The sequence below is a fragment of the Steroidobacter denitrificans genome, assembly GCF_001579945.1.
Lineage (GTDB): Bacteria > Pseudomonadota > Gammaproteobacteria > Steroidobacterales > Steroidobacteraceae > Steroidobacter > Steroidobacter denitrificans.
Map to the genome: position 1 here is coordinate 2,790,051 of NZ_CP011971.1, position 18,392 is coordinate 2,808,442.

General features: G+C 61.5%; 15 protein-coding genes. 1 reads left to right on the forward strand and 14 read right to left on the reverse strand.

Annotation, left to right across the window (positions count from 1 at the left end):
• Positions 1 to 21: 21 nt before the first annotated feature.
• The gene (locus ACG33_RS12550; protein ID WP_066921671.1) at positions 22 to 483 is read right to left on the reverse strand and encodes a hypothetical protein; all 462 of its coding nucleotides are present in this window, start codon (positions 481 to 483) and stop codon (positions 22 to 24) included.
• 324 nt (positions 484 to 807) lie between these two features.
• On the opposite strand from ACG33_RS12550, the gene ACG33_RS12555 reads away from it, so the two are divergent.
• Positions 808 to 1,515, forward strand: coding sequence for a TIGR04211 family SH3 domain-containing protein (locus tag ACG33_RS12555; protein ID WP_168160093.1), 708 nt, complete (start codon positions 808 to 810; stop codon positions 1,513 to 1,515).
• A gap of 91 nt (positions 1,516 to 1,606) precedes the next feature.
• On the opposite strand, the gene ACG33_RS12560 is transcribed toward ACG33_RS12555, so the two are convergent.
• The 13 genes from ACG33_RS12560 to ACG33_RS12620 all read right to left on the reverse strand — a co-directional run bounded on the left by ACG33_RS12560 (position 1,607) and on the right by ACG33_RS12620 (position 18,389).
• Positions 1,607 to 3,376: a DUF885 domain-containing protein gene (locus ACG33_RS12560; protein WP_210399063.1), complete on the reverse strand. Its 1,770-nt coding sequence runs from the start codon at positions 3,374 to 3,376 to the stop codon at positions 1,607 to 1,609.
• A gap of 82 nt (positions 3,377 to 3,458) precedes the next feature.
• Positions 3,459 to 3,698, reverse strand: a complete 240-nt coding sequence (locus ACG33_RS12565; RefSeq protein ID WP_210399064.1) for a YbdD/YjiX family protein — start codon at positions 3,696 to 3,698, stop codon at positions 3,459 to 3,461.
• A 4-nt stretch (positions 3,699 to 3,702) separates the two neighbouring features.
• Positions 3,703 to 5,742 (reverse strand): carbon starvation CstA family protein, encoded by a 2,040-nt coding sequence (locus ACG33_RS12570; RefSeq protein WP_066921675.1) that lies wholly within the window; start codon positions 5,740 to 5,742, stop codon positions 3,703 to 3,705.
• Positions 5,743 to 5,766: 24 nt separating this feature from the next.
• Positions 5,767 to 6,552: an enoyl-CoA hydratase/isomerase family protein gene (locus tag ACG33_RS12575; RefSeq protein WP_066921677.1), complete on the reverse strand. Its 786-nt coding sequence runs from the start codon at positions 6,550 to 6,552 to the stop codon at positions 5,767 to 5,769.
• A gap of 27 nt (positions 6,553 to 6,579) precedes the next feature.
• On the reverse strand, positions 6,580 to 7,902 hold the full coding sequence (locus tag ACG33_RS12580; protein WP_066921679.1) for a D-amino acid dehydrogenase: 1,323 nt from the start codon (positions 7,900 to 7,902) through the stop codon (positions 6,580 to 6,582).
• Between the two features lie 177 nt (positions 7,903 to 8,079).
• Positions 8,080 to 9,894 (reverse strand): DUF3413 domain-containing protein, encoded by a 1,815-nt coding sequence (locus tag ACG33_RS12585; protein ID WP_066921681.1) that lies wholly within the window; start codon positions 9,892 to 9,894, stop codon positions 8,080 to 8,082.
• Between the two features lie 105 nt (positions 9,895 to 9,999).
• On the reverse strand, positions 10,000 to 10,782 hold the full coding sequence (locus tag ACG33_RS12590; RefSeq protein ID WP_066921683.1) for a hypothetical protein: 783 nt from the start codon (positions 10,780 to 10,782) through the stop codon (positions 10,000 to 10,002).
• Positions 10,783 to 11,005: 223 nt separating this feature from the next.
• On the reverse strand, positions 11,006 to 11,806 hold the full coding sequence (locus tag ACG33_RS16370; protein ID WP_066921685.1) for an SDR family oxidoreductase: 801 nt from the start codon (positions 11,804 to 11,806) through the stop codon (positions 11,006 to 11,008).
• Positions 11,807 to 11,817: 11 nt separating this feature from the next.
• Positions 11,818 to 12,936 (reverse strand): NAD(P)H-dependent amine dehydrogenase family protein, encoded by a 1,119-nt coding sequence (locus ACG33_RS16375; protein WP_066921687.1) that lies wholly within the window; start codon positions 12,934 to 12,936, stop codon positions 11,818 to 11,820.
• A gap of 37 nt (positions 12,937 to 12,973) precedes the next feature.
• Positions 12,974 to 15,274, reverse strand: coding sequence for a TonB-dependent receptor (locus tag ACG33_RS12605; protein WP_083536896.1), 2,301 nt, complete (start codon positions 15,272 to 15,274; stop codon positions 12,974 to 12,976).
• A 30-nt stretch (positions 15,275 to 15,304) separates the two neighbouring features.
• Positions 15,305 to 16,243 (reverse strand): TIGR03619 family F420-dependent LLM class oxidoreductase, encoded by a 939-nt coding sequence (locus tag ACG33_RS12610; RefSeq protein WP_066921692.1) that lies wholly within the window; start codon positions 16,241 to 16,243, stop codon positions 15,305 to 15,307.
• Between the two features lie 74 nt (positions 16,244 to 16,317).
• Entirely contained in the window at positions 16,318 to 17,667 is a 1,350-nt protein-coding gene (locus ACG33_RS12615; RefSeq protein WP_066921694.1) for a monomethylamine:corrinoid methyltransferase, read from the reverse strand.
• Positions 17,664 to 18,389 (reverse strand): cobalamin B12-binding domain-containing protein, encoded by a 726-nt coding sequence (locus ACG33_RS12620; protein ID WP_066921697.1) that lies wholly within the window; start codon positions 18,387 to 18,389, stop codon positions 17,664 to 17,666. The genes ACG33_RS12615 and ACG33_RS12620 overlap by 4 nt, the downstream gene beginning before the upstream one ends.
• Between the last annotated feature and the right edge of the window lie 3 nt (positions 18,390 to 18,392).

An 18,392-nucleotide genomic window follows, 5' to 3' on the forward strand; every position in this document is an offset into this window, starting at 1 on the left:
TGCGGTTCGTACAGCAGGGCTTCAGCCTGCCTCCTGACCGGCAGGCTGCGACTCGGACTGAGCCGCCTGGAGCGGCGAGACCGGCGCAACCGTATCGGCGGACGCTGCCGCCTGAACCGATGCAGCCGCCTGGGCCGATGCAACCGGCTGGGCCGGTGTAGCCGTCTGGGCCGGCGGCGCCGGATTCGCGGCCGCCGCTCGAACCATTGATTTGGGCGGCTGGCGCACGGTATGCAGCACATTGTCGGCGACCCTCGACATCCACCCGCCCGAGTAAAGCATCATCTTGAGGACATGCAGCAATACCTGCCCGGGACCTTCCACGGCCAGCCGACAATCCTCCTCGATCTTGCAATCCTGCATTTCGAACAAGCCGTTGCCCTCGATGACGAGGTTGGCATCCTTGAAATGGCACTGAATGAACGACTTGCCGTCCAGCACCACCCGCTGGCCGATGAAGGTCTTGCCGCGCACTGCTTTCATGGGGAACTCACCGGGAAACTCACTGAGGTCATCTCGCCAAACCCGTCTCGAGCCGAAATCAACTCCACCTCGGGATCGGGGCCGCATTTCTACACGATTGGGGGCCGACTTGCATAGCCGGCAGATCAAGGTGGAAAACAGCGGCCCGGTACAAAGCTGGCGCGGCGTCCTCGCGCAGACGCTCCAAAGTCGCGGCAGGTGCTGCCGATCGAGCTACACCCGGCCGGCATGACGGCAGCGGCCCAGGCAACACTGTCGCCATTTTGCGAAGAACGGGGCGAGGCGGCAAACTTTGGTTATAGTCCCAGCGGCTTTTGTCCCGATATGCCTAACTTCATACTACCCAAGGAACTCCTGCTGATGCGAATGTCGCTGCCGGCAATATCGATTCTGTGCTGTGCTCTCTTGCTGGGTTCATTGCCCGCGTCGGCTGCCAAACGCTACATTTCCGACGAATTGGCGGTGCCGCTGCGGCGCGGCCCGTCCACGGGCCACCGGATCCTGCATGCCGGCCTGCCCAGCGGCATGGAACTCGAGGTGCTGGGCGAAGACTCGGCTGCCGGATTCACCCAGGTGCGCACACCCAATGGTACCGAGGGCTGGGTCCCGACCCAGTATCTGACTGCCCAGCCCATCGCCCGGGACCGCCTGGCGGCGGCGAATCGCCGCATCGAATCCCTGGAAGCGCAGCTGAAATCCGTACGCGACAGCTACAAGGACGCCAGCGGCGCCCGCAACGAAATGGCGAGCCGTACCGCGGATCTCGACAAGCAAGTCGATCGGCTGCAGAGTGAGCTTGCCGAGGTTCGCAGTGTTTCCGCTGCGGCCATCGCGCATTTCGAGGAAAACAAGCAACTTAAATCGTCCAATGAATCGCTGCGCGCCAAGGTCATGGCACTGAATGCACAGGTCGAGCAACTGGAGCGCAACACCCTGCTGCGCTGGCTGCTGGCCGGTGGGGCTCTGGTTCTGATCGGCCTGCTGCTGGGTGCCTGGCTCAAGTCGCGCCCCCGCCGCAGCCAATGGGCCTGAGCTCACGTCCCTGAGCTCGTCCCCCTCGAGTTCACGCCGCTGAGCTCATAGCCGCGCCATCGTAGGAGCTGCCGACAACCATCGCCCGGATTCAGAATAATTCACCTTTCTCCCCCGGCAGCATCCGAGCACGCAGCAGCGGAATCGGCGGACCGCCGTAGGACAGGAATTCGTCATTGAACTGCTTCCATGCCTGTTCGCCGCCACGCGAACGGCTCCAGTCGGTGCGCAGCTTGCGGATCATGAGCTTGCCCATCGTATAGTTGAGATAGGCGGGATCATAGGTGCCGCGTGCAGCCTGCTGACGCGCGTTACCTTCATCCTGGAAGGCCTGTTCCCTGAACATCTGCTCGCACTGCTGCATCGTCATGCCCTGGGTATGCAGGCCGATCGCGCACATGTATCGGACATTGCGCAGCAAGGCATTGAGCAACTGGCCGATATGCAGTTCGGGGGCCTCCCGGGCCAGCCCCTTCTCGATCATGAGCTCCTCGGCGTAGTGGGCCCAGCCCTCCGCGAACCCATAGCCGATGAACAGTTGCCCGAAGCGCCAGGGAGAGCGGTTCGAATGCAGGAATTGCAGGAAATGCCCCGGCCAGACTTCGTGTATCGAGGTGAACAACAGATCCGCCTTGCCCGGAATATAGGCCTGCTGCTCCCTCGGCGGCCAGCTCGGATCCGGCGGGGCGATGTAATAGACCGATGGCAGATCTTTTTCGTAGGGCCCCGGGATATTGATGTAGGCAAAATTCTGGCGCCGATAAGCCGGCGCTTCGCGTACCACGGCTTCCTCCATACCGGGCACCGTGACCACCGAATTCTCGATCACGAACTGGCGCAGCCGTACCAGTTGCCGAGCGGCTTCCGCGACCACGCTACCGGTCGGCTTGGCGGCATTCGTACTCGCGACGCAAGCTTCGAGCGTCGCATTCGGTGCGTAACGCCGGCAGACATCCTCCAAGGCGGTCAGGTTACGCTCCAGGTCCGCGCGTCCGATTGCCTCGATCCTCGTCAGGGGGGTCGTCACCCCTTCGGTCATGCGCAGCATGGCGCCAAACCGTTCGACACCCAGCGCGTATCCGCCCTCCAAGGCATCGTCCCGGCCGTCCAGCCACTTGGCCAGATCAACCATCGCAGCAGCTGCCGGCTCGATGACCTCGGACAATTCCTGCTGCAGCGATGCATCCTGCACCTCGGCAAATGCCCGCGGCACGTCGTTGCGATAGAACCGGGCGAAACCTGCGAAGCTTTTGCTGCCGTACTCGACATAGCTGCGCGGCAGCGGCGCCTGAAGATTCTCCCGAATCTGCGCCGTCAAGGCGGGAATCTGCCGGGCATACTTGATGAATGCACGCAGCCGCTGGCTCGGCGGAGCATAGGGCACGTCCACGTAAGTGCTTGGATCCAGTCCATTGTCGAAATACCACGCGGGATTATTGAACGGCTGCCGGGCCTCACGCAGCCAGAACAGATCCCGATCGATCACGCTCACGATATAGTCGCGCTGAAAATCCTCCTCGGGAGACAGGGTCGAGGCCTGAAACTGCGCCGCGCGAGTCCTCGCCTGCTCCAGGCGGGCAATCTCGCGCCCGATGCCCGCCGCGCTCCAGTCGGGCATCTGGCCATCGAACTCATGGCGCCCCTGGGCGGCTGCGAAGCTGGGATTGGCGATGAAATAGGCGTCGATGAAATCATCGACGAAGCGGCCCCACTCGACATTGACGGCGGACGCAGGCGCCGGCGTGACCTGCGTGGCAGGGTTCTGAGACCGCTCGCAGCCCGTTGCACCGGCCAGGGCGAGCAAAACGACGATGAACCAGCACGGCCGGAAGGACGGATAGCACGCACGGAAATGCATCATGAGAGCAGCCTCGGGGCGCCGGCGGACAGCCGCAATGATACTCGGGCATCCGCCGAATGCCGTATCGCCGTCGTCACCGACTTCAACAACAACGCTGAACGCCGCTCCATTTCCGGCGCTGTTCGCTCAGATAGAACGCACGCCGGGTCATCGCCGGTGCATGTGGATGCGCCGTGCCGTGATAAGCAAGATAACGCTCATAGGCATCGTCGCCGGAGAGTTCGCGGACGAACTCCCACAGCCGGCCAATGATTTTTTTCATGCCATGCACTTTTTCATACCCCGCCTCGCGATGATCCAACCTCGCGATCGCGCCGGCCATCCACTCATGCCTGCAGCGCCGCTGCGGCCGGCGTCTCGGAACTGGGCAACACCGGCAACCCCCTCACCACGCGCACGCAAACACGCGCGGTATCGGCGATGACCACCCACAGGATCATGGTCAGTAGGATGGTCAGAGCGGCGTCGAGGCGCTGATTGAAAATCAACTGCGGCGCCACGGCAGCCTGCTCCGCAGACAGCGTCCCGGCGGCCAGCTGCGCTGCTGTATGATCGGCGGCCGCCAGAAAGCCGATGCGCACATCCTCCGACACGATCTTTTGCCAGCTCGCCACGCTGGTGACCAGTGTCAGCCAGGCCAGCGGCACACCCGTAATCCATGCGTAACGCAGCTTGCCCTGCTTCACCAGAATGCCGGTGCAGATGCACAGCGCAATCCCCGCCAGGAGCTGATTGGAGATACCGAACAGCGGCCACAGGATATTGATACCGCCGTTGGGATCGATGACGCCGATATACAGAAAGTATCCCCATCCCGCGACCATCAGACCGCTGGAAATCAACACCGAGGGATACCATGAAGTTTCTCCCAGCCTGGGCCAGAGGTGCGCCAGCGTATCCTGCAACATGAAACGCCCGACGCGCGTACCGGCATCCAGGGTCGTCAAAATGAAGACCGCCTCGAACATGATGGCGAAGTGATACCACAAGGCCATCAGGCCCTGGCCGAACGCGGAGGAAAGAATACTGGCCATGCCGACGGCCAGCGACGGCGCCCCGCCCGTACGGGCGAACAGCGTGGACTCGCCCATTTGCGCCGCGAGATCCCGCATCTGTTCCACGCTGACCGGAAATCCCCAGCTCGAGATCGTTTCCACCGCCGCGGCCTCGGTGGCGCCGAGGATGCCCGGAGAACTATTGATCGCGAAAAACACGCCCGGCTCCAGCAAGGTCGCCGCGATCATGGCCATGATGGCCACGCCCGACTCCAGTATCATGCTGCCATAGCCGATCATGTGTATATCGCTTTCGCTGCTGATGAGCTTCGGTGTCGTGCCGCTGGCCACGAGCGAATGAAAGCCGGAGACCGCGCCGCAGGCGATCGTGATGAACACGAACGGAAACAAACTTCCGCCGAAGATCGGTCCCGTACCATCGACGAATTGCGTGATCGCGGGCATCCTGATTTCAGGGCGCATCGCCACGACAGCAATCGCCAGCAGAATCACCGTACCCAGTTTCAGGAAGGTCGACAGATAGTCACGCGGCGCCAGCAGCAGCCACACCGGCAGCACCGCGGCGATGAAGCCGTAGCCGATGACGAACCATGCCAATGTGATGCTGTCGAGATCGAACCAATGTCGCAGCCCCTCATGAGCGTCCACGGCGCCGCCGCCGACCACGGCCAGCAACAACAGCGCGACGCCGATGAACGAGGCCTCCAGCACCCGGCCCGGACGGATGCTGCGCATGTACAGGCCCACCAGGATCGCGATCGGAATGGTCGCGAACACCGTGGAAGTGCCCCAGGGACTGTGCTTCATCGCGTTGACGACCACCAGACCGAGCACCGCGATCAGGATGACCATGATCATCAGCGTGCCGAATATGGCGGCATAGCCGCCGACGGGCCCGAGCTCATCGCGCGCCATCTGCCCGAGGCTGCGTCCATTGCGGCGCATGGAAAGGAACAGCACGGTCATGTCCTGAACGCAGCCGCCCAGTACCGCGCCCACCAGGATCCACAGCGTACCGGGCAGATAGCCGAACTGCGCCGCCAGTGTCGGGCCGACCAGCGGTCCCGGACCGGCGATCGCGGCGAAGTGGTGACCGAATACCACCCAGCGATTCGTCGGTACGAAGTCACGGCCATTGTTCAGGCGCACCGCCGGGGTGACGCGCGCCGGGTCCAGCACCAGAACCTTCGTCGCGATCCAGGCACCATACAGACGATAACCGATGGCGTAGACGCAGGCCGCCGCCACCACGATCCATATCGCGTTGATCGACTCGCCCCGATGCAGTGCCAGGCCGCCCACGGCAAATGCACCGATGAGGGCGACCAATGCCCAGACCAGTCTTTTCATCAAGATAGGCGCCGTTCGATCCGGTTATCGCCCCGTATAGTTGGCTGCTCTCTTGCCGAGAAAGGCATCGACCGCTTCGGCGAAGTCGGCCGTGCGCGCGCATTCGGCAAAGGATTGTCGCTCAGCGGCCAATTGCGTTGCGAGATCATTGGCAAACGACTCTCGCAGCAATTTTTTCATCTTACCCATCGCAATCGGCGCCTGCCTTGCCAAGCGTGTCGCCAGCGCCTCGGTCTGTTCTTCCAGTTCCTCCTTGGCGACGACGCGATTCACGAGTCCGAGGCGCAGTGCTTCTGCGGCATCGATCGTGCCGCTTAACAGGGCGATCTCCGTCGCCTTGCGCAACCCCACCACCCGCGGCAATGTCCATGACGCGCCTAAGTCGCTGGTCGTGGCGAGATTGCAATACGCCAGATTGAAGCGCGTGTCATCGGCGGCAATCGCCAGATCACAAATCATGGCCAGGCTGAAGCCCGCCCCGGCCACCGGCCCGCGCAGGCTGGCGATGACCGGCGCCCGCAGGCCGGACAGCAGCAATACGCCTTCATGCAGCGGATCGATCAGCGTTGCGGCGACGCCCGCGGCGTCGGCCTGGAATTCCTTGATGTCTCCACCGGCAATGAAGGCACGGCCTTCGCCGCTCAACACCACCACGCGCACCTCGGGATCGGTGCTGATCGCCGTGCATGCGGCCTTGAAATCGCGCGCCATGGCGGCATCGATCGCGTTCAGCGCTTCCGGACGGTTGAAATGAATCCTCGCGATATGGCCATCGCGCCGATAGATCAGGGACGGGGACGTCTGGGTCATGAAAAATAATATCGACTCTGAAGGCGATCACGCCACGCACGGCGAACGATACGCGCGGCAAGGGGTATCGATCAAGGCTGGACGCCGGCCCATCGAACCACCGTACCGGGCCACACCCAGTCCTTCCGTGCGAATCTCCGGCCGGCGCCCGGTCATGAGGTCGGCAATCAGCCGGCCCGATCCGCAGGCCATGGTCCAGCCCAGCGTCCCATGGCCGGTATTGATGAAAAGATTCCGATACGGACTGGCGCCGACGATCGGCGTACCGTCGGGCGTCATGGGCCGCAAACCCGCCCAGAACTCGGCTCGAGACAGTTCTCCAGCCTCCGGGAACAGATCGCTCACGACCTTCTCGAGGGTGGCTCGCCGGCGGCGATCCAGTCGCAAATCGAAGCCGGCGAGTTCGGCGATGCCGCCGATGCGGATGCGATTCCGGAAGCGCGTGACCGCGACCTTGTAGGTTTCGTCCAGCACGGTCGAGACCGGCGCGGCGGTCTCCTTCACGATCGGCACGGTCAGCGAATATCCCTTCACGGGATACACGGGTATATCCAGGCCCAGCGGCACCAGCAGCGCCCGTGAATAACTGCCCAGCGCCATGACATAGGCATCCGCGGTCAACAGCTCATCGCCGATGCGGATGCCGCTCACCCGATTGCCGCAGACACTCAGGGCGTCGACGGCTCGGCCGAACCGAAATATCACGCCGAGCGCCGCGGCCCTTGCCGCCAGTGCCTGCGTGAACATATGGCAATCGCCGGTTTCATCGTTCGGCAGACGCAGTCCGCCTGCCAACCTGGATTGCACGCGCGCCAGCGCCGGCTCGACGGTTGCCAGCCGTTGCCCATCGAGCAACTCGTAGGGGACGGCATACTCGTCGAGTATCCGAATATCACGGCGCGCCGCCTCGAACTGCGCCTGGGTACGAAACAACTGCAAGGTACCGCCGGTACGCTGTTCATACCGGATATCGATCTCGGCGCGCAGTTCCCGCAGGCAGTCGCGGCTGTACTCCGCCAGCCGCAACATTCGCCCCTTGTTCACCGCATAACGATCCGCCGAGCAATTGGCCAGCATGGCAAGCAGCCACTGCAGTTGCTGTAGTGAGCGGTCCGGGCGGATGACGAGCGGGGCATGACGCTGGAACAGCCATTTAAGCGCCTTGAACGGGATGCCGGGCGCCGCCCAAGGTGTCGAATAACCCGGCGACACCTGGCCGGCATTCGCATAACTCGCCTCGAGCGCCGGTTCCGCCTGCCGGTCGATCACCGTCACTCGCGCCCCGCGACGCGCAAGATACCAGGCACTGGTCGTACCGATGACGCCCGCGCCGAGCACGATGACATGCATGCCCTTACTCTCTCTCCATGCCAGCAGTCTATGGCGCAATAAACAGTGGTTCCGAAGAAAAAGCGCTTATACGGCAGTGATTTCCACTGACCTGCTCATGAAATCACCCGGCCGCCGGGGAAATGCACCGATTCGGCCGGACGAGGACTCGCATGCGCTCACGATGCGCGCATATCTTCATTGTCGCGCGGCGCGCGATGCCTTGTAGAACCGCGCTCTTTGCTCCAGAGCTGCGCGTATTGCATGCCCATCGAAGAGCGCCTCGACCGGCTTGTAGTCGGCGTCGTAAAGAGACATTCCATGCTGGCGGACAAGCGCAATACGGCCTTGCGAGGCGATGGCGAAATCCGAATAGTCACTGAAAACGATCGGCTCCCGGCTTGCCGTATCGAAGAGCGAACGGCCTACGCTATACGTCTCGCGGGACTCGTTGCAGCCCAGATATTCGCCCAGCAGTGTGGGCGCCACATCGAAATGCGTGGTCTGATGTCCGAGGACGGCGGGCTCCCGGTTCGGTGCATAGAAGACGAATGGTACGCTGGTCTGATATTTGCTGAAATTGCTGTTGTGTCCCCAGAAGTTGCGGCCGTTATCGTTGAATTCCTGGCCGTGATCACCCGTGATGATCACGATAGTGTCATCGAGCAGGCCGCGGCCCTTCATGGCATCCAGCACCTCGCCGATCAGACTGTCGACATAATGCACGGAATTACGATAGAGGTTCAGCAGCGGAACCGCATCCGTCTGGTTGTCAAGCTTGAGATAGTTGATCGTCGGAGCGCTTGGCTGGAAGGGCTGCGGATGATCCGGCGGCACCACGAAACTATGAGACGAGTCGTAAAACAGGAAGGCGAAAAACGGCTCGTCTGCGGAGCGCGCATCCAGGTAGCGTAAAAAGTCATCCGTGAGATCGCGGTCCCACTCGGCCGGATTTGCGCCATCGGAGGTCATCCGAGGGTTGGACAGGCGGGTGAAAACGGTTCGATCGAACTCCGGACTATGCAAGGGCGCACTTTGAAAAACCTGGATATCGTAGTGTCGCTCGAGCAGTTCGTCGATGAGCACCGGGCTTCGGCGTTCGATCAGCGCCGAATGCCAATAGGTACCGGGAACCGAATAAAAGAACGAAAAGACACCGATCCTGGTCGCGTTTCCGCCGCTGTAATGGCTCGTGAACTGCACGGCACGCTGCGCGAAGGCATGAGTGTTCGGCGTCACTGCGGCATCCATCGCATCGAAGCGCCAGGAATCGATCATCAGGATCACGATATTGGGTGTATGCCGCGGCGCGGCGCATTGGAGCGGTTGCAGGGGATACGACAAATTGCTCCCACGCGTTTTCCCGATGAATTGCTCGTGCGATGGCGCCGAACTTGCGACGCCAATCGCCCGCAATGCTCTCTTCGCGGTCGCCACATAACGCAGCGGCAGTACCTCCGTCTGCTCGAGCCAGGGGCGATAAGATTTCACATCCGCCCACATATGCGCCACATGAAACCCGAGCATCGATACCAGCACGGTGGCACCGACCGCACGCCCGAGATTCCTTTGCACCGGCCGCATCGACACATGCCGCCAGGCAAGCGCGCCGCAGCCGGCCGCGGCCGCGAGCACCACGAGCATGATCAGGATGGCGATCAAGTACATCTCTGTCGGGAAAACGAAGGTCTCTCGTGCCGCTCCACCGAACAGTAGATTCAATACGCCGGCGTTGATGTGGAATCGGTACAGCTGATAGACCTGCGTATCGATCAGCAGCACGAGCACGATCGAGGTCAGGACGGCTACACCCAAAGGAATAACCACGCGCGGCCTTGGTATCAAAAGAAGGAACAGCAGCACCGGCAGCATCAGCAGGGTCGTGAGGGCGGTGAAGTGGCCGAGCAGCATGGCGGCACGGAACAGCAGGGCGCCTGGCGAGAAGTCGAAGTCGTGGACCGCAAAATAACGCTGGGTGATCAGGAGCGCCGCGACGATGGCGCTTCCAGTCAACCATAGCCACCATCGAGTCAGGCGCCGGCGCGGCGAACTATCGGTAGCATTCGCATGATTATGCCCGGGAGCGGCTAACGGTTGCACTTTGATGCCTCATCGAACCTACGCGGAAAGACCGGCATCCTGACGCTGGACACGTCCGCGGCGGCCAAGGTAACGCAAACGGCCGGTCACATGACTCAAACTGGCGGTCAGAATGATGATATAGCCCAGCAGTTCGGTGCTCTCTTCGATGGCATTCTTGAACAGCCGCAGATATCCAGCTTCCAGCAACCCCTGCCATAGCCACCCCATACCCAGCAAGCGTGAGTACGCCAGCAATATCGCCAGCCCGACGATCATCATCACGCCGGCACGTGAAACGGCAAGGCGCGCCATGCCGCGCAGCGTTGCCCGCCAGTCGAACAGGCTGTAGGTCAAGCTGGTGACCGATACCAACGTCACCAAGCCTTGCCACAGGCCATCCAGCAACAGATCCAGCACGGCATCGATCTCGCGGATCAGCATGCAGGCAAAAAAGCCGGCCGCCAGTACTGCAAACCGACGATCCTCCCGGCTGCGCCAGGCAAGATGAAAAAAAAGCAGCATCGTAACGGCGACCAAGGTCAGCTGGGTGAACTCGGTGACCGAGAATTCGCCGACCGCGTTGCCCAGCCACTGGACATCCAGCCACAGTAGCAGGATCGGCGCGCTGATGAGGCACGACAATACCAACAGGCGTGCCGCTGCGGCCAGCACGGCGCGCCTGGCACGGACGACATCGATCTGTATGGCGGCAGCCGGCCGCGGGTGGCGGCGTTTCCGGACCGGAGCGGCCGCCCGATCCGCAAGCAAGCCGGGGTCATTGGCATCCGGAACCGACTGCCCATGGGGAAAACCATTCATGATTCAATCATTACAACGGGATGAACCGTTAATGATAACTCGTCTGAGAACAGAACCGGAGCTTCGGTTCATAGCCCGTCGTGACGGCTCCTGGGATACCTGGGGCGGACTGCCTCGAACGGCGGAATGCATATGCCGAACCCTGAACCGCCGGCGGTCAAACCCATCGAGATGCTGATCGGCTGGCGCGAACCCCTTGCCGTCGATCAGTTCTTGCCGCCGATCAGTGGAACCATGCGCCGCAATTGACGCCGATACTCTGGCCCGTGACGGGCCTGCTGAGATCCGATGCAAGATACAGCACCGTCCCCGCAATCTCCTCCGGTCCGGGTATGTAGCCCAGACGGTACTCCCCGGCAGTCATGACCTTGTACATTTCCTCGTAGGAAAGACCCCGCGCGTCGCCCATTCCGGCGACATAGGCCTTCACGTCGTCGGCCATGATCAGGCCGGGATGCATGGCGTTGACCCGGATGCCCATAGGCGCAAGCTCGACAGCCAGCGAGCGCGTCACGCTCGCCAGCGCCGCCTTCGATGCCGCATAGGCCGCCATGCAGGGTTCCGGATTCCAGGCCTGGGTACTATTCACCAGTATGATCCTGCCGTTGCCGCTTTCGCGCAGATGCGGCACGAGCGTACGCACCACTGCCAACGCGCCGAAGAGATTGACATCCATGACCTTGCGCCAATCGGCGAAATCGGCGGCAACGATGGGAGCCGGCTCTCCCATGTAGAAGGACGTAACGACAAGAATATCGATGCGCCCGAATGCCTCGTTGCTGCGGTCAGCCAGGCGCCTGCACTCCTCCGGCTGCGAAACATCCGTCGGTACGCACAATACCCGGCGCCCGCGCGTTTCGACATCACGAGCCACTGTCTGCAGCACCTCCGCACGGCGAGCCGCCAGCACGATATCGGCGCCCGCCTCCGCCATCAGCAGGGCGCTCGCACGGCTCAGCCCTGTGCCGGCGCCGACGATGACCGCCACCTTGCCATCCAGCAACGTCGTCGAATGCGCACTCATAGCGGACGGAGTCATTGCGGCCGATACAATCCGCGTCCGCTGAGCAACGGCAGGTCCAGTGCCGAGATCACGCCGGGTTTTGCGGCGCACACAGCAGGAATGGCATTGACCAGACGCGTGCCGGTCGCGAGGATTCCGCCGGAATGATGGTCGTCGTCCGGCCCCACGCAGATCATGTGGCATCTCATACGGGGATCGCCGTCGACATCCACATAATAGCCCGGACCATACTCCCCCTGCGGCCACTGCGGTGCCGTATCGGGACGAAGCCGGGTGATGTGCTCCAGGACGATCGCCTCGCGTCCTTCGACGAGGCCGCACAGCTGGAATCGGAAGGCGTCGGCGGTACCTTTTTCGATCCTGCCCAGGCCTTTGACCTCGTAGGTCCGCTCGGCCGGATGACGCCACACGCGTTCCTCGATCCGATCGAGCACGACCCCGAGACCGCGAGCAACCAGGCTCACCGGCCCTCCCCATACATATGTCAGGCGGCCGGGTGCGAATAGGATCGGTTGATAGCTCATCGGCCGGCCGAAGCCAAGTACATCCCCCATGATTTTCTCGGTCTCATTCGGCAGATAGGTCGAATAGTCGAGAATTTCCTGAACTCGAATAGAGCGCCAATATTGGCTGATCCCCGTGATCGTGAGCGGCAAAGTATCGCTCATGAACCCCGGCTCGATCCCGGAGGTAAAATAGGATGCCCCGCCGCGGATCGCCGCCTCATCCAGCTGCTTCACCAAGCCTTTGTCAGGGTGGGCCAGCGGGTCGACCATTCCGACGATCGAACTGCTGACCACGTTGGTGCCCGCTTCCAGAAAACGGCAGTGAACCTCAGCCATCCATTGTTCTCGACCGTCGCCGCCTGCTGCCGAGGACAGACAATCCACCTGCAGTCCGAGCAGATCGTCGATACTGTCGGTGGCGCGGATACCGGTTCCGATGTCGAGACCGGCCAGTTCGCCCGCATCGCGTCCGACCTTGCTTGGATCGTGCACCCAGACGCCAGCCAGTTCGAGTTCCGGATGCTCGATGATTGCTCGCAGCGCGAAGTGCCCGACGAACCCCGTACCGAACTGAATGACTCTCGTCTTCCTTGTACTCGAAGCCCCCTGTCCCGCTCGCGACATGACCGCCCCTCCTCTGAGTGCCGCCGGCTTGCCGGCATCAAAATTTGAATCGGCCTTCGATACCGATCGTGCGCGGCTCCGAATAGGGCGCCGCCTGCGAGAAATATCCGTCAATAGCCGTACCCACGCTGATGACGAAATCCTTGTGGCGATCGTCGGTCAGATTCTTTCCGTACAGCGACAACTCCATCATTTTGCCGCTGGCCAGCGGACTCGTCAGGGTGAGCCGTGCATCCAGGAGCCGCGTACTGTCGTTACGAAAGAAATTACGACCGGGCACGATCGGTCCGGCGCCCGCCATCGTGAAGAACGATTCCTGATACTTGTATGAGGCATGCGCACTGAATGCCTTTGCGCCGAGTTGCAGGAATTGCCAGTCCGCCGACAGCGAAAACGCCTGCTCGGGCAGGAAGGGCAGTACGAAATACGCGGTCACGTCGTCTCCGACCTGCACCGGGGAACCAGGATTGAGGGCCGGATCGAAATTGGTTCCAGCCGGGGCATGGATGGATTTCAGCTTGGGGTCGAGATAGGTATACGAGGCGATGAAGCTAAGATCGGCTACTGGCTGTAAAACGGCCTCGAGCTCGAATCCTGAGACCGTTGCCTTACCCGCATTGCTGGTCGCAACGACCGAGACATCGCTCGGATCGGCGACAAAATCCAGCTGGAGATCGTCGAATTCGTTGCGAAATGCCGCCATATTGAGGGTCAGCATACGATCGAACAGCTGTGACTTCAGCCCGAGTTCATAGCTGGTGACCTTCTCCGGCCCATAGGTCGCCGTGAAATCCGGACCGCCCTCAGCCGAGCCGCCGGCCTTGTAGCCCTTCGACATCTTTACATAGGTCATCGTCTGCGGCGTCCACTGCATCGCGAGGGTGACCGCCGGACTGGAGTTCGAAAATTTCTGGTCGTTGGCGACGCCGACATCGACCGGGTAGCCGTTCATCCGAAGATCCCGTGTAGCGTCACGCTCATCGCGCGTATAACGCCCACCCACGGTCACCTTCAGTCGATCCTCGAGCACAGGCGGCGTCCAAGTCGCCTGCAAATAGACCGCTTTCGAGGTCGACTTCGCGGCAACCAGACGATCTCCGTCCACAGAGGTATCAAGAAGCAATAGGCCGATATCCTGTAATTGCCGATGCCGGCCCTTCTCGCGAAAATAGTACAAGCCGCCCGTGTACTCGATGCGTTCACCGATTTCTCCGATCAGTTGAAATTCCTGGGTGAACTGATGGGTTCGATAGTTGTGAGACTGTGCAACCGTGGTCGGGAAGAATGGATTCGACAGTGCAACATCGAAATTGACCGATTGAAAGCCGTCGAAGTCACGGTACGAAGAGAGCGACTTGAATGTCAGCGAGTCCAAAATATCCCATTCTGCCGTCAGTTGATGATCGACGAAGATGGCTTCGCTCTCGTCCAGGTCGAGCGGCGCATAGGTACGATTCTTGCTCGCGAAGTAGCCCGGAATCACACCTTCGAGATCTGGATTCAGATAATAGGGTTGGGTCGAGGTCACCTTGCCACGATCCCAGGCATAATCGACCGTGAAGGAATCCGCAGGCGTCCAGCGCACGGCTACACGGCCGGCAAGCTGACCGAATTCGTGGTAATCGTGTGCGGCACCGCGGTTCTTGACCCAGCCATCGCGGTCGGAATAAAGAACCGTAGCCTTGATCGCAAAATCGCCGAATCGCGGCAAATCGACATCGGCGAGCGCGCGCACACTATCGCGGCTGCCGAAACTGACCGCGGTGCTTCCGCCCCACTCGCCGGTCGGTTTCTTAGTGATGATGTTGATCGCGCCGCCCGTGGTGTTGCGTCCGTAAAGCGTGCCCTGCGGACCGCGCAGAACCTCCACTCGCTCGGGATCGCCGATGTCGAACAGTGCTGCCTGGGGACGCGCGATATAGAAACCATCGATGTAGAGCCCGACGCCCCCGTCCTTGGTAATCTGGCCCGCATCAGCGGTACCCTGACCACGCATATTGAGGGAGATGGTATCCGAGGAGTTTGGATAGGCGATGACGCTCAGGCTGGGCGCCAACTGCGAAATGCCTGCCAGATCGACGGTGCCGTGGTTGTCGAGTACTTCGGAGGATATCGCCGTGATCGCAATCGGCACCTCTTGGAGACGCTCCGCGCGGCGCTGCGCCGTCACGATGATCTCACTGAGCACTCCCGTGCCGGTGACGGCCGCAGACCTTTGTTCCTGTGCCGAGACGGGGCTGGCGAACAAGAGCCAGTGAGCGGTACCGATCGCAAGACAGGCCTGGAGCCGACGACTCCTATCGTTTCTAAAGCCGTATATCCTTGTAATGTGATTCATATAAAAATTCCCCCTCTCTATCTTTATGCCTTAATAAAAGGCCGCCACAAGACGCTCGCATTCCTTCAGGAAGCGAGGCATCTGCTGCGGATCGTCGATGAACTGGGATGGTTTAACGGTGACAACATCGACCCCCGTCGCCACGAGAGCCGGCATACTGACCTCGATGCTGCGCGCCAGGTCCGCCGGTCGCCGGGCATCGGAAAACACGGGAAAGATGAGGCCGCTGGTCCGAAGATCGGCCATGCTGCGTCCGGCCTGCGCCATGGCCTGCGCCAGACGCGCAAGATCCTCGGGCTCCGGCACACTCGTCAAGGTGTAGCCCTTGCCGAATTTGACGATGCGCGCGATCACTCGCGCAGTGAGGCGATCACCACCAATGATGATCTCCGGCCCGCCGGGCTGCACCGGTTTGGGATTCACGAAAACGTTCTCGAACCGATAGTGTCGACCGTAATAGCTGATCGGCGTCTCGCGCCAGGCCAGATGCATGATCTCGAGCTGCTCGTCCAGGCGATCGCCTCGCTCGTCGAAAGGCACGCCCATGGCCTCGTATTCTTCCTCCTGCCAGCCGCCTATCGGCGTCAATGTCACCCGGCCGCCGGAGATCAAATCCAACGTGGCCCACTGCTTGGCATTGAGCAACGGCGGGCGCAGAGGCGCCAAAGTTGCCGTCGCCATCAAGCGGATGCGCGAGGTCACCGCCGCAATCGCGGACAGCATCACGATCTGGCTCGGCATGTGCTGGTCTGGATGCTGATTGCCCACCCAGCGGAACGCCCGTGGATTTTCCGGCAGACCGTTGCGCGCCGAGTTGGGACCCATCACGATGTGATCGATGATGTGGATCCCGTACCAGCCGGCATCCTCGACCTGACGGGCAAAATCCAATACCCGCCGCTCCTCCTCGGGACGAATCAGCGTGTCCAATTCACTCAGGATCGCCGTCAGGCCGGGTTTATCCGCCATTATCGGTACTCGTCTGGCGCCGTGGATTTTCCTGCCGTCGATCCACCAGCCCAGGCGGAGCGACGGCCACCCTGCTATTCCCTGAAGGGCATGCCAAGAGCGGCGAGTTCATCGCAGGTCTGCAGCATCGCCTTCTCGTACTCGGGACGCGGCTTCACCGTGTTCACATCGTAGGCTTCATAGAACGGTAGCTGCTTGGTCTGCTGCGGCAGCAACTCATCCACCTTGCGCATGATCTTTTGAGCCAGCTCGTTTGCACGATCCGGCGCCATGCCCGCACAGCCATTCATCATTTGACCGATCAGGCGCGCCTCGAGTCCGGTATGCCCGGCGATCCATGCATAGGAAAGACCGCTGGCGACCGAAGTGACCACGACGCCTGCCGACTGCCACAGCGTCAGCGGCGTGCGCCAGGCCTTATCGATTCCGGAAATCGATGTACCGATGGCAAGACCGAGATGCCGCTCGGCCGCACGAGCCGCGCCACTGAAGGCCCAATGCGAGGCGCGAGTCGCCCAAGTACCATCCAGATGGCTCGGGAAATAACTCATCGAACCGGCCTTGGCATAAGAGAGCTGCCCGAGTGCATTGGCGAGCATCACCACGGCGACATCGGCTGCATCGCGGCACAAGCCGCCGATGCAGGACATGGCGCTTTGCCAGGGCTCGATGCCGGTGAGCTCGCAGTACTGCGTCAGCAGTAACGGGTTCCAGCTGAGCTTTTGCTCCGGCATGATATGGATGCCGATCTGGGTGTTGAAGGAATCCCGATAACCCGAAGCCATTACCGACATCGTCCCGGAGGGCGTGCTCGCCGTGCACAGCAGTCCAAGATTCATGTCGAGCCGCCCGGTGCGCTTCAACGCTTCACGCAGCGCCTCCTGCTCCCAAAGCGCCACGGTCACCTCGGACAGCTGGCCTGCTTTCGGATCGAGATTGCCGAGCCTGGCAAGACCGGGAACGATGCCGAAGCCCTTGACCGAGGGTTCCTGGGCGAACGATTGAACATAGGGAATGAACCATTCCATCTCCGCCACGCCGGCCGGTCCACCGTAGTTCGTGGGCGCCCAAGTATCGCTGCCACGGCGATAGCGCAGCTGCATGCGCTCGGCGCCTTTACCCAGGTTCACACAGGCCGGATTCTGCTGCGACTCGCGCGCAAACTGACGTATCTCCTGCTCTTCGTACTTGATCACCCGCCCGGTGCTCTGGAAGTAAAGGCCAATCTCCGCCAGGTGCCGCACCGCCGCCTCGAAGATCGCATCGGCCGTGCGGTCATCGACCACCAGCTGCTCGGGGTCGTACTTGATCTCGTATTCGGCGACCAACTCCCGTACCTTGAAGGCGAGCTCCAGATCGAAGTCATCGACCGCGGTCACCGGACCGCGCGAGGCACGGTGCTGGAATTCAATGCTCGGTATCATGCCGCGGCTCCTTTGATGCGGCGGCTGTTGTACCACCAGGTATGATCGTGAGTGCGCGCTCGCGCGAGTTCCGCCGCATCGACCGGCTTGCCGCAGATATGCTGGCACAGCGGCACGGAGGCCACGGCATTCAACGCCCAACCGTCCACATCCATTGCATCGGCCTTGTCCGCCGTGCATTCGGTACCGCCGATGATCACCTTGTACTTGTCGCGCAGCCCCATGTCCTCCAGGTATCCAACCACCTCCTTGCAGTAGGGGATGGTGGTCACCAGGAACGCCGACAGTCCGATGATATCGGCCTTGTGTTCCTTGGCTTTCTCGATGAAGTGCATGCTTGGCAGATCGATGCCGAGTTTATGCACCTCGAAGCCGTTGAGTTCCAGTTGCGTGGTCACCAGTCCATAGCCGATGGTATGCAGATCGCCCGTCACCGCGCCGATCACGACCCGCCCTTGGGCACCTTCGGCATTCGGCGGCAGATACGGATTGATGAGTTCGATGCAGGGTTCGGCCACTTTGCCGCTCATCACCAGTTCGGCAAGGAAATACTCACCGATTCCGAAGCGCCGTCCGACCTCCTGGAGTCCGGCGATCACCCCTTCCTTGAGCATGGCCACGGGATCGACCCCCTCCTCCAGGCCCTGCTGCACCAGGTCATAGGCTTTCTTTTTTTGCAGCTTCCAGACTGCATCAAAGATTTCTTTCGGTGTCACGGACATTGG

Coding starts and splice junctions, on each gene's coding strand:
- ACG33_RS12565 (WP_210399064.1), bottom strand. CDS start 3,698: ATGGCCGGCGCGATCGCGAGGTTGGATCATCGCGAGGCGGGGTATGAA.
- ACG33_RS16370 (WP_066921685.1), bottom strand. CDS start 11,806: ATGAGTGCGCATTCGACGACGTTGCTGGATGGCAAGGTGGCGGTCATC.
- ACG33_RS12605 (WP_083536896.1), bottom strand. CDS start 15,274: ATGAATCACATTACAAGGATATACGGCTTTAGAAACGATAGGAGTCGT.
- ACG33_RS12620 (WP_066921697.1), bottom strand. CDS start 18,389: ATGTCCGTGACACCGAAAGAAATCTTTGATGCAGTCTGGAAGCTGCAA.
- ACG33_RS12610 (WP_066921692.1), bottom strand. CDS start 16,243: ATGGCGGATAAACCCGGCCTGACGGCGATCCTGAGTGAATTGGACACG.
- ACG33_RS12555 (WP_168160093.1), top strand. CDS start 808: ATGCCTAACTTCATACTACCCAAGGAACTCCTGCTGATGCGAATGTCG.
- ACG33_RS12580 (WP_066921679.1), bottom strand. CDS start 7,902: ATGCATGTCATCGTGCTCGGCGCGGGCGTCATCGGTACGACCAGTGCC.
- ACG33_RS12570 (WP_066921675.1), bottom strand. CDS start 5,742: ATGAAAAGACTGGTCTGGGCATTGGTCGCCCTCATCGGTGCATTTGCC.
- ACG33_RS16375 (WP_066921687.1), bottom strand. CDS start 12,936: ATGTCGCGAGCGGGACAGGGGGCTTCGAGTACAAGGAAGACGAGAGTC.
- ACG33_RS12575 (WP_066921677.1), bottom strand. CDS start 6,552: ATGACCCAGACGTCCCCGTCCCTGATCTATCGGCGCGATGGCCATATC.
- ACG33_RS12560 (WP_210399063.1), bottom strand. CDS start 3,376: ATGATGCATTTCCGTGCGTGCTATCCGTCCTTCCGGCCGTGCTGGTTC.
- ACG33_RS12615 (WP_066921694.1), bottom strand. CDS start 17,667: ATGATACCGAGCATTGAATTCCAGCACCGTGCCTCGCGCGGTCCGGTG.
- ACG33_RS12590 (WP_066921683.1), bottom strand. CDS start 10,782: ATGAATGGTTTTCCCCATGGGCAGTCGGTTCCGGATGCCAATGACCCC.
- ACG33_RS12550 (WP_066921671.1), bottom strand. CDS start 483: ATGAAAGCAGTGCGCGGCAAGACCTTCATCGGCCAGCGGGTGGTGCTG.